This window comes from Emticicia fontis (genome assembly GCF_054779675.1).
Genome location: NZ_BAAGXU010000064.1, coordinates 103,255 through 115,308 on the forward strand (window position 1 = coordinate 103,255; position 12,054 = coordinate 115,308).

The 12,054-nt window shown below is 40.2% G+C and carries 11 protein-coding genes; 3 read left to right on the top strand and 8 right to left on the bottom strand.

The features are described from left to right. Positions 1-22: 22 nt before the first annotated feature. The 3 genes from fsa (at position 23) to ACYVFA_RS24315 (ending at position 3,564) form a co-directional block, all read left to right on the top strand. The gene (gene fsa, locus ACYVFA_RS24305) at positions 23-679 is read left to right on the top strand and encodes a transaldolase family protein (protein WP_460474454.1); all 657 of its coding nucleotides are present in this window, start codon (positions 23-25) and stop codon (positions 677-679) included. A 49-nt stretch (positions 680-728) separates the two neighbouring features. Continuing rightward, positions 729-2,384 (top strand): sodium/sugar symporter, encoded by a 1,656-nt coding sequence (locus tag ACYVFA_RS24310; RefSeq protein WP_460474455.1) that lies wholly within the window; start codon positions 729-731, stop codon positions 2,382-2,384. Between the two features lie 91 nt (positions 2,385-2,475). Beyond that, on the top strand, positions 2,476-3,564 hold the full coding sequence (locus tag ACYVFA_RS24315; RefSeq protein WP_460474456.1) for a Gfo/Idh/MocA family protein: 1,089 nt from the start codon (positions 2,476-2,478) through the stop codon (positions 3,562-3,564). Positions 3,565-3,632: 68 nt separating this feature from the next. On the opposite strand, the gene ACYVFA_RS24320 is transcribed toward ACYVFA_RS24315, so the two are convergent. From ACYVFA_RS24320 to ACYVFA_RS24355, 8 genes are all read right to left on the bottom strand, one after another. Beyond that, positions 3,633-3,971, bottom strand: a complete 339-nt coding sequence (locus ACYVFA_RS24320) for a hypothetical protein (protein ID WP_460474457.1) — start codon at positions 3,969-3,971, stop codon at positions 3,633-3,635. A 104-nt stretch (positions 3,972-4,075) separates the two neighbouring features. Continuing rightward, positions 4,076-5,179, bottom strand: a complete 1,104-nt coding sequence (locus tag ACYVFA_RS24325; RefSeq protein ID WP_460474458.1) for an endo-1,4-beta-xylanase — start codon at positions 5,177-5,179, stop codon at positions 4,076-4,078. A gap of 150 nt (positions 5,180-5,329) precedes the next feature. Beyond that, a complete protein-coding gene (locus ACYVFA_RS24330) occupies positions 5,330-6,160 on the bottom strand; it encodes a fumarylacetoacetate hydrolase family protein (RefSeq protein WP_460474459.1) in 831 nt (276 codons plus the stop codon). Positions 6,161-6,197: 37 nt separating this feature from the next. After that, complete coding sequence (locus ACYVFA_RS24335) at positions 6,198-7,472, bottom strand: mandelate racemase/muconate lactonizing enzyme family protein (protein WP_460474460.1); 1,275 nt, start codon at positions 7,470-7,472, stop codon at positions 6,198-6,200. A gap of 70 nt (positions 7,473-7,542) precedes the next feature. Then, positions 7,543-8,484, bottom strand: a complete 942-nt coding sequence (locus tag ACYVFA_RS24340; RefSeq protein ID WP_460474461.1) for an RraA family protein — start codon at positions 8,482-8,484, stop codon at positions 7,543-7,545. 49 nt (positions 8,485-8,533) lie between these two features. After that, positions 8,534-9,469 (bottom strand): bile acid:sodium symporter family protein, encoded by a 936-nt coding sequence (locus ACYVFA_RS24345; RefSeq protein WP_460474462.1) that lies wholly within the window; start codon positions 9,467-9,469, stop codon positions 8,534-8,536. Between the two features lie 145 nt (positions 9,470-9,614). Continuing rightward, positions 9,615-11,141, bottom strand: a complete 1,527-nt coding sequence (locus tag ACYVFA_RS24350) for a gluconokinase (RefSeq protein ID WP_460474463.1) — start codon at positions 11,139-11,141, stop codon at positions 9,615-9,617. Position 11,142: 1 nt separating this feature from the next. Further along, on the bottom strand, positions 11,143-12,021 hold the full coding sequence (locus ACYVFA_RS24355) for a helix-turn-helix transcriptional regulator (RefSeq protein WP_460474464.1): 879 nt from the start codon (positions 12,019-12,021) through the stop codon (positions 11,143-11,145). Positions 12,022-12,054: the final 33 nt, after the last annotated feature.

The window sequence follows — 12,054 nt, forward strand, 5'->3', positions numbered from 1 at the left end:
TTTACTTTTAAACTTTAAGCAAATGCAATTTTTTATTGATACAGCCAATCTGGCTGAAATTCAGGAAGCGAATGATTTAGGTGTACTGGATGGGGTAACTACGAATCCGTCTCTTATGGCCAAAGAAGGCATATCAGGACATGAGAATATTCTGAACCACTATAGAGCCATCTGCGAAATTGTAGACGGTCCTATCTCAGCCGAAGTGATAGCTACTGATTTTGCAGGTATTATCAGAGAAGGAGAAGAACTGGCAGAAATCCATCCGAATATCGTTGTAAAAGTGCCGATGGTAAAAGATGGGATAAAGGCGATTAAGTACTTCTTTGAAAAGGGCATTCGAACCAATTGTACATTAATATTTTCGGCAGGGCAGGCCTTATTGGCAGCAAAGGCCGGAGCTTCTTACGTTTCGCCTTTTATTGGGAGATTAGATGATATTTCTGTAGATGGACTTGAGTTGATCCGCCAGATTCGTCTGATTTTTGATAACTATGGCTATAAAACCGAGATTTTAGCTGCCTCTGTCCGTCATCCTATGCATATCATTAAGTGTGCTGAACTTGGCTCTGACGTTATGACCGGGCCATTGAGTGCTATCACAGCTTTATTGAAACATCCGTTAACTGATATAGGTTTGGAGAAATTTTTGGCCGATTATAAAAAAGTAAATAGTTAAAATGCTATTTTACTACATCAATCATATTCAACCTAATAGTTTTACTTAAATGACTCTCGGACTCGAAAACCTCGACTATCTCATATTTTTGGTATATTTTATTATTGTGTCTTCTTACGGATATTGGATATACAAAAACAAAGGCAAGCAATCGGCCGACAGCAAAGATTTTTTTCTGGCCGAAGGTTCACTGACCTGGTGGGCCATTGGAGCCTCCATTATCGCTTCCAATATCTCGGCGGAACAATTTATCGGGATGAGCGGACAGGCATTTCAATTAGGTATTGCTATTTCGGTTTATGAATTGCTGGGTGGCGTTTCCTTATTGATAGTAGCAGTCTATTTCCTGCCTATGTATCTCAATAACAAGATTTTTACGATGCCACAATTTCTTGCTAAGCGTTATGATGGGCGTTTGTCAACAATCATGGCAGTCTTCTGGCTTTTTCTTTACATTTTCGTGAACCTTACCTCAATTATCTACCTGGGCGGGCTTAGTTTAGAGAAAATGACAGGCTTTAGTTTTATGAGCTGTGCTATCTTCCTGACAATTTTTGCCGTAATTATTACCTTAGGTGGAATGAAAGTGATTGGGTATACGGATGTTATTCAGGTGGTCTGTCTGATTTTCGGAGGACTGGCTACTACTTATCTGGCGCTTGGTTTACTATCGGATAAAGTGGGTACAGGGGCAGGCGTTTGGGAAGGGATGAATCTGATTTCACAAAAAGCTGAGGGTCATCTGCACATGATTTTCAAACCCAATCAGTATCAGGTGCATGATGGAAAGGGCGGATTTATCGATGCGTATCGTCAGGTGCCGGGTATTATGATGTTTATTATAGGTGGGCAATGGGTAAATAACCTGAACTACTTTGGTTGTAACCAATATATTACCCAACGTGCTTTAGGAGCGGATATTTCTACTGCCCGAAAGGGGGTTTTATTTGCGGCATTCATGAAAATGCTGATGCCAATTATTGTGGTGCTACCGGGTCTGGCGGCTTATGTTATCTTTCAGGAAAATGCCGATACTTCCATAGTGAATGGAATTACCCAGAATGGAATTGTAAAACCTGATAATGCCTATCCGGTATTGTTAAATCTATTACCGGTTGGCTTAAAAGGTCTGGCTTTTGCAGCATTAACTGCCGCCATTGTAGCCTCACTGGCCGGAAAAGCCAATAGTATATCCACCATTTATATGTTGGATATTCACAAGAAATTTTTCAATAAAAACCTTACTGAAAAACAAACTGTCTGGACAGGACGGGTAGTGATTGTCATTGCCTTTATTATTGCCCTGATTGTGAGTCCGCTTTTAGCTAATTTCGGGCAGGCCTTTGAATATATTCAGGTATACACAGGCTATGTTTCGCCGGGTATTCTGAGTATTTTCCTGCTTGGTTTTTTCTGGAAGAAAGCCACAGCCAATGGCGCATTATCGGCGGCTGTATTAAGTATTGTTTTATCAGCCATTATAGAGAGCTTATATCCTGAATTCCCATTCATGAACCGTATGGGCGTTGTATTCTGGATTTGCTCACTGGTACATATTACCATCAGTTTAATTGAAGGAAAAGGCAAAAATCAGACAAATGCTTTTGAAGTAAAAAAAGAATGGTTTAAGGTGGAAACACCTTTTGCAATCGGTGCACTACTGGTAATAGCTATATTTACTGTTGTTTATACAGTTTTCTGGTAAAACTATCCAAAGTAAAATGATGAGCCTTGAGCTTTTTTATGCTTCTCTAACTTATTTTAAGAATTTAGTATTCACTTAACGCTTAAAAACTATGTTTACCCGACGTGATGCCATTAAATCTCTAGCAGTCGGAAGTGCTGCTACCTTATTTTCTCCTCATACGTTATTAGCCGGATTAGCCAAAAAGAAAGACAAACTAGGCATTGCACTGGTTGGCTTGGGTTACTACAGCACCGACCTACTGGCACCTGCTTTGCAAATGACAGATAAATGCTATCTGGCAGGTATCGTTACAGGGACACCAGCCAAAGCCGAACAATGGAAAAAGAAATATAATATCCCTGATAAAAACATCTACAATTATCAGAATTTTGATTCGATAGCTAATAATCCTGATATTGATGTCGTATACGTCGTACTTCCACCAAGCATGCACCGTGAATATGTGGTAAGAGCAGCGAAAGCTGGCAAGCACGTATTCTGTGAAAAACCAATGGCTACCAGTGTGGACGATTGCAAAGCCATGATTAAGGCTTGTGAAGAAAATAAGGTAAAACTAGCTATCGGCTACCGATGTCAACACGATCCCAATACACAGGAATATATGCGTATAGGCAGAGAGAAGGTCTACGGGAAGCCCATGATGATTGCCTGTGGTGCAGGGTATGTAGATGGCCGCACAACGCACTGGAAACAGAAAAAAGCACTAGGCGGAGGCTGTATGCCTGATATGGGTGTATATGCTTTGCAAGGAGCGAGATTAGCTACTGGTGAAGAACCAATCAGTGTTACGGCTCAGGCGCATGTGATTCGCCCTGAAATATATAAAGAAGTGGAGGAAACGATGTTGTTTCAATTAACGTTTCCGAGTGGCGCTGTGGCTTCCTGCTATACCAGTTTTGGTATTAATATGAATTACCTGCAAGTCAATTATGAGAAAGGCTGGTTAAAAATGGAGCCTTTTTCGGCGTATGGCGGTAATAAAGGAAGTCATTCGGGTGGGGTGATTGATTTCCCAATCAAAAACCAGCAAGCTAAACAGTTGGATGAAGATTGTCTGGCATTAATGAATAATAAACAATTGATAGCACCCGGTGAGGAAGGATTGAGAGACATCAGGGTAGTGGAAGCTATCTATCAGGCAGCTAAGAGCGGAGGAACAGTGAAAATTTCTTCTTAAGTTGCTATCTGGCCTATTGCAAAGAGACCATCTCCCCAATTGAAATACTGAGAAGATGGTCTCTTATTTTATTCTTTCACTCTCTTTAGTTTCATTTCACCTCTTTCGTTTTTAACCACAATTTCATTCTCATTAATGAGTTCGCCTGTGCTATTGATCTTCATGTCATTAAAAGAAATGCTATAAGAGATTTTTTTGCCATCTACTTTACCATTTTCAATTTTGGCTTCTCCAAATTGCGTTTTCCAGGTACCTTTTAATTCATTTCCTTCTACTTTGAATGTGTAGTTGACTTCAAAAGTACCATTATCGGTTTCGCGCGTTCCTTTCCAGTTGCCATCAATCGGATTTTGTGCAAAGGCAGTAAAAGTGCCCAGTAACAGAAGTAATACAAAAAAATGTTTCATACTGAATAAATTTTGGTTGAATAATTAAGTAAATACTATTACAATTTAAATTTTAAGTTCTTTATTTACAATAACTTAACGAAGAATAAATCTTGTGCTCATCCTTATTCTTTAAGCCCTATCACTTTGAAATAAGCGGGCTTGGGTTGATTATTTCTATCAAAGAGTAGGGGATAGTTGGTTCGGCCGCGAATAGGCCAGTTATTCAGCCAGCTATCGCCATCATTTACTCCCCAGAAAGTTACCCTTATAATTTTGTCTTTATGTTTCAGAAATAATTTGAAAAGGGTTTCGTAATCATCAGCCAGTTGTTTTTGTACTTCATCGGGTAGTCCATTCGGATAGGGATTGGATTCTGCATTATTGGCCATTCGTTGGCCTACATCTGCCCCCTGAAAATTGCGTGGTAATATTTCAATATCCAATTCAGTAATCATAACTTTCAGACCTAATGCCGCATATTGAATAATACTCTCTTCGATGTCTTTGAGTGGTATTTTCCCAAGATGCCAGTGCCCCTGAATACCCACACCATCAATCCGGACACCCGCCTCCTGAATCTTTTTAATCAGCCTGATACATCCCGCTCGTTTGGCAGGTTGTTCATTATTATAATCGTTGTAATACAACTCGGTATCTGGTGAGGCCTCTTGTGCCAGGCGAAATGCCTCTGTAACGTAGTTTTCTCCCAATTTCTGAAGAAATATAGAGTTACGTAAGGTTCCATCTTCGTTCAGGGCTTCGTTTACGACATCCCACGAAAATACTTTTCCTTTATAATGGGAAGCGACTGTTCTGATATGGTCTGTAAAAAAAGTTTTAACCGAATCGTCGCTTTGCATACGACGCATAAAGCCCGGCAACTGGCTATGCCAGATGAGTGTATGCCCATTGATTTTAATATTGTGCTTTTTGCCGTATTCTATTAGTTTGTCGCCCATACTAAAGTCATAGGTATCCCATTTAGGATGTACCAAGGCCGATTTCATGACATTTTCGGGGGTAGCAGCATTAAACTGCTGGATAATTAATTCATTAACTGTAGGATTGCGTTCTTCAATCTGCGATGAATTAAGGGCAGTACCAATCATAAAATCTTTCTTGAAGGCTTCTTTTAAAGACTTTGGCGGAATGGTGGTTTCCTGATAGGTGAAGTTTGAGAATAATACTATTCCCCAGACAACCAGAAGAAATATCTTTAGTTTCATGTAATAGTGTTGAATAATAATTATAAATTATTGAAAAATGATGCTATCTGGTACAAAATCTAACGCCTGTAAGACACAGACGTTAGACCAACCTTAGCGAAACAAAACTATTGTTTTAATTAACCTGTAATGCTTATCTGATAAAAAAAACTATTCTACAGTATTGGTTAAAGTACCGATTCCCTCTATCGAAATATGGATAGTATCGTCCTTGAATAGTGTAAAACTATCAGGTGGAACAATGCCTGTGCCTGTCATCAGAAAACAGCCATTAGCAAAAGTGCAATCAAAAGTCAGGTATCTGACCAGCTCATCAAACCCTCTTTTCATTTGATTTAAATGAGTAGTTTGTGAGAAAATAGTATCTCCGTCTCTTTCAATATCAAGTTTAATCTCCGTTTCTTTAGAAATTGGATGCTTTAATACCAAAATGCAAGGACCAATGGCTGCGCTTTTGTCATACGATTTGGCCTGTGGCAGATACAATGGGTTTTCGCCCTCAATATCTCTTGAACTCATATCATTGCCAATGGTATATCCGGCAATTTCTCCTGTTGAATTAACAAATAGCGTGAGTTCAGGTTCTGGCACATTCCATTTGGAATCTCTGCGTATTTTTACTCCCTGCCCATGGCCGACCGTACGGGCGGCAGTTGCCTTAAAGAATATTTCAGGGCGTTCGGCCACATACACTCTGTCATAAAAATCTCCTCCACCTGCATCTTTCGATTCTTCCATTCTGGCATTTTTACTACGCAGATAGGTGACACCAGATGCCCAGACTTCCTGAGAAACTATGGGAGGAAGTAATACCTCCTCCAAGTTGAAGTGCTGTTCAAGCGTTTTGTTAACTATTGTTTCATTTAAAAATTGATAAAGATCCGGTTGATTGATTAGTGAATCAAAAGTGTACTCAGTGTAAGCATAAAAGTTTTCGTTGTGCTGAACATAAGGGCCAAGTGTTGTATTGTAAATTTTCATCTGGTAATAAAAAATTGGTTTTATATAAAAGAAATAATTATTCAAAGAAAGGTACTCCCGGCGTAGCATACTTTTTCATGCCTTCTTCATTGATTTCTACGCCAATACCCGGTTCATCTCTTACCCTGATGAAACCGTTTTTTTCAACCATATCGCCTTTGAAGGTTACAATTTCTTTAAACATTGGGTCTTTATGGAAGTATATCTGCCACTCCATAATCATAAAGTTCGGAACAGAAGCGCATACATGGGCACAAGCCATTGCGCCAAGATAAGAGGCTACCATGTGTGGCGCAAATGGTACATAATACAGATTGGCTAAATTGGCAATCCGTTGACCTTCGCCCAAACCACCACATTTTTGTAAATCAGGCATGATAATATCTACTGCTCCGCTTTCAAGTAATGGACGGAATCCATAAGCCAGATAGTGGTTTTCTCCTGCACAAATAGGTGTTGAGGTAGAGGCCGTTATCTTTTTGTAGGCATCAGTATTTTCGGCAGGAATAGGTTCTTCGAGCCACATTAAGCCTAATGGTTCAAGTAATTTTGCGGCTCTTTCACCTGTGGAAGCATCATAACGACCATGCATATCGGCGCATATATCAATTTTAGGACCCACCTCCTTTCTGGCTGCGGCCATCTGGTCGTACATGCGTTGCAGTTCGGCCGGACTGGCTGTCCAGTTAAAACGGTCATATTTATTAGGATCATTGCCCTGATCTAAATCGAACTTAACAGCCGTGAAACCCATATCCACAGCCTCGCGGGCTGCTTTGGCAAAATCCTCCGGTTTAGGTAGCTGATTCTGATAGAGCGCCGTATCCATATATACTCTTACGGTATCTCTGAATTTACCACCTAAAAGCTGGTAAACAGGCACGCCCAATGCTTTACCTGCTACATCCCAGAGAGCGGTTTCGATAGCCGTCAGCACGGCTACAAACATACCTGATTGTGCACCTTCAAAAAAGCCTGATTTCCGTATGGTTTCAAATAGCCTGTTTACATTCAAGGGGTTTTGTCCTTGGATCCGTCTGCCCATCGATTTGACAAGATAATAGGTGCCGGGGGTAGCATCAACCCCTTCTCCATGCCCAACTATGCCCTGATTGGTATAAATTTTTACAAACAAGCTATGCCCACCACGAATATATCCGGCTTTAATATCGGTTATTTTTAAATCAGAGGGTGCCGAGCTTTTAGGCGCTCTATCAATGGCTTTGATGTATTCATTGCCAAAAGTTGAAAATGAAGTGGCAGCTAAGGCAGAGCTTACGGCTGCTTTCTGGAAAAAATTTCTTCTGTTCACTGATTTATAAAGGTTTTAGAGAGGGGTTGTCCTCAGGTTGAATATAGATGCTTTAAAATGTAAAGGCCAGTTACCAGGTTCTTTGCTTCAGGATTTCCTGAATCTGAGCCGGGTCAACTGGTAATTTATTGATATGATCGCGAAGCCATTGAGAAAAGTCTTTCTCAATATCATCCGACCATCGGGTATCAATCTGCCCCGGAGTATATTTTTGTTCACGGAGCCGTTGGTGCCCAAACATATCACGAAGGCGGACTACTTCAGACACCTTAACTACTTCTTCGGCCAGGTGCGGAGGGATAAATAAGACCCCACCTTCTCTACCCAGTACAACATCGCCTGGCATTACTGTGGCATTACCGATACGTGTAGGTTGATTAATACCAACAAGTGTGGTATTTAAGGCTTTTTTGGCGTCATTCAGGTGATGCGATGGATGATAACTTCTATAGAAGGAGGTAAATCCTCCTATTTCTTTTAGGCCACTTAAATCCCTTACAGCACCGTCATATACAATTCCATTACCTGTTTTTGCATAGATAGAGTTGCCGAGATTATCACCAATCGTTGGGCCATCTTCATAGGCGTTAAATTGATCAACTACATACACATCTCCTTTCACCAGCAAATCAATAGGCCAGGCGTTCTGAGACTTGATGCGTCCGTCTTTATCATGACCTTTATCGTCAATAGCCGATTGTATATCTGGCCGTCCGGGCGTAAAAATGGCCGTTACGGCTCTACCTACCAATACAGAATCAGGATTGATGGTCTGCCAGTTGCCCTCAAACTGGTATCTGTAATTATGATTCCTTAATACCGCCCAGGCTTCTTCCAGAGTTACTTTTTTCATGCGCTTCAGGAGGGCATCTTCTACTTTAGGCCGCCCGTCAGGAAATCTTTCACCTTTCCATTCACGGGTAAGATGTACAAGGTACTCTTTTGAAATTTGTTGCGCATGAAGGCTTGATATTCCCAAACATAGGAGGATACCTAAATAAATTTTTCTCATAGTTATCAGATAGGATATGGTTTTAATTGATTTAAATGATTTATCTGTTTTAGGATTGGTTATCAGATGGGCGTTTACTCCAGAAACTGGCCAGCATTGAACCTGTAATATTCATTACCGGGCCAAAAATAGCAGCTGCCAGACCCACTGTAGCGATTCGACCCATCTCATTGGCTAAAGCTGATGCCAGCCCTGCATTCTGCATACCTACTTCGAAAGAAATGGCACGGGCATCTGACTCTGTGAATTTTAATAAACGGGAGAAAAAATAACCGAGGGTATATCCAAAAATATTATGAATGATTACTACAACTACCAGCAATAATCCGACTGTTCTGAGAGAATTGGCACCGCTGGCAGTTACCACGAGGATTACGTAGGCAATACCCAACATGGAAAAAACGGGCAGGATTTTATTGAATCTGACCATTATCTTAGGCATCATCTTATAAAGTGCTAGTCCTAAGACGATAGGTAAAATTACCATTTGTGTCATATCCCAGAACATTGCCCAGAAATCTACTTCAATTAAGCCTCCTCCTAATACTTTCATCAGAAAAGGCGTCATAAACGGTGCCATCAGGGTAGATAAAGTAGTAATAGTAACTGATAAGGCAACGTTTGCTCTGGCCATGAGTGCCATTACATTCGAGGCAAGACCACTTGGACTACTGCCTATCAGAATAATTCCAGCCGCAATTTCTGGCGGAAAGCTGAAAATCTTTGATAGTACCAGCCCCGAAAAAGGCATAATGGTAAAATGACAAACCAAGCCGATAAATACTTTGAGAGGCGATTTAAAAACCTCTGTAAAATCATCGACTGTCATAGTGGCACCCATTCCCAGCATAATCACCTGTAAAACAGGCTTGATAAAGGCATTGAGTTTAACTCCGAAAGGACTACTAAAGGTCTCAGGAAAATTATAGCCAAGTACGACGAGCAGAAGGATGCTCAGAGGGTACCAATAGTCTTTCAATTTCATGGCTGGTAATAGAAAAGTGGTTAAAGGATGAGATATTACATTTAGAGTATTTTATGAATTTTCAGGTCTTATAATGTTAAGTGCTTAAAAGTATAGGGGTTTGTAAGGGTGTTAAAAGCTTTGTCACTATTATTATTTGAAATTATCAATCAGTCTGATTTTGCTGCAATTGGGCGATTAAATCGAACTCTGGTTCGAGTTTATAGGTTAGCTGTTCGAAAATCTGATAGAATTTCTGATACCTCTGATGGTTTCTAAGGTCGGGCTGGTATATTTTGGAAGAATTAATGCTTTTTGCTGCTTCCTTCAGGTTTTTGAAAACACCTATTTCTGTCAACGCCAATAGTGCTGCCCCGGCATTTGCACTATTTTTATTGTCATTTACATTCACTGCTTTCCCAAAAATATCTGAGATTATCTGCGACCAGAGAGGATCTGTGGCAAAAGTTCCGTTTACATAAAGGTTGTCAATGTTTCTGTATTGTTGCAGTAATTTGCCGATGCTATATATCTCGAACAAGATTCCCTCAATGGTTGCTCTTACAAAATGCTGCGGTTCGTGTGTAATGTTTATGCCAAAATACATGCCTCTGGCATTGGCGTTCCAGATTGGCGCTCTTTCACCGAGTATATATGGTAAAAAAAGCAGGCCATTTGCACCAGCTTGAACCTGAGCAGCATCTTTGAACAAATCCTTGACAGCATCTTCAAAATCAAGGCCATTATTAAAGTTTCCAAACTGACGCGTAAACCACTCGATTGCTACACCACCATTATTCGTGGGGCCACCCGAGATGTAAAGCCCCTTATCTAAAATATAATTAAAGAAACGTTGTTTCTCATCCTGTAATACTTTTTCGCCTGCTACCCTAACCGCACCACTGGAAGTGATTGAAATGATGGCTTGTCCGTCTCCGACAACACCTGAACTCAGTGTGGCTGAACAGCCATCACTACTCCCTATAATTAGTTTTGTTTTGTCGGCTATTCTTAAGGATTTTGCTAATTCCGGACGAATTTTTAGTTCCGACGTCAGAACAGACATGGGTGTTGAAAGGTAATTGCTATTGATACCCGCATAATCTAAAGATTTTGCCTCCCAGGTCAGGGTATGTATATTAAAAAGCCCTGTGGCAGAAGCCAGACTATAATCTATCACATATTCACTTGTGAACTGGCATAAAATATACTCCTTAAGTGAAATAAATTTACTTGTTCTGGCAAAACGTTCCGGCTCATGGTTTTTAATCCAGGTAATCTTTGCCAGTGGAGACATAGGGTGTATAGGCGTACCTGTGGCTTTATAAATATCAGCCCCGAAAGATGATTTTTTTAGCTCTTCTGCTTCTTTTCTGGCCCGGTTATCGGCCCAGATAATGGCATTTCCCAGCGGTACACCGTTTTTATCTATAGGCAATACACTATGCATAGAAGAACTGAAAACGATAGCAATTACCTTATGTTTTTTAAAGAAAGCAGGGTCATTCAACAAGCCTTTTAATACAAAAAGTACCGTAATAAAGACCTGTTCGGGGTCTTGCTCGCTATAGTCTGGTTGGGTATGAAAAATAGGATAAGTACCCTTGCGGCGGGTAATCTCTATTCCTTTTAAATCAAAGGCAATAATTTTTACTGCGGTAGTGCCAATATCAATGGTTATAATAGCTTCCATCTTATAAGTTTTTTCTAAAATGCCCGGGTGTATAGCCTGTTAATTTTTTAAAGGTGGTTGAAAAATGTTGTGACGAGTAAAAGCCCGTATCTAAAGCAATATCCGTGAGGTTGCTATCAGAACTTTTTAATAAACGGATTGCTTCTGAAATTCTTAAATTGATGAGGTAATTGAGTGGTGAAAAACCTGAATAGGATTTTACTTTCTCGGTAAAGGCTGTGGTGCCTAAACCCATAATGGCAGCCATTTCTTCGACTGTCCACGGATGAGAAAGGTTCTCGCGTAAAATATGGTCTAATTTCTGAAAAGTCTGAGGAAAATCGCGGCGCTGGTTATCCTGTCTGCTCATTTGTCTGGCCGTAATAATCAGCAATTCATCCAGTAAATGATTAATACGTGTTTTACTGCCTAATTCTCCGGTGGTGAGTTCGTTTTCTATTTTTTGCAGTACTTCACCAATTCCTTTGAAGTTCTGCATAATGGGTTTCTTATTTAAAGCAAACATTTTACCGATCAGCCGTTGCTCTAAAACAGGAATATTGCTCCATTCGCCTAAAACTAATTCTCCTTCCTCTGAAAACAGATGAATATTGAGCATAATAGATACCACCATGCCTACATCCCAGACTCCTTTCGGACTACCAAAGACCTGTTTGGGAAGTACCATTATCGCATCGTTCGGATAGAGCGTAGCTATATGATTATCAATCTGCCATTCAAACTTTCCCTCCAGCACAAAATAAAATCTTAAACATACACTTTCCCTCAAGGCAAACGAATCAGGCTGCACATGCTGGATTTTCTTACAAAGAAACTCCAAAATATGCGGAAAAGCCTGTAGCTCAGGTGATTTGCCTTTATAAAAGGAAAAATGATTCATTAATAGATGTTTTCCTTAGAATTATCGCTTGTA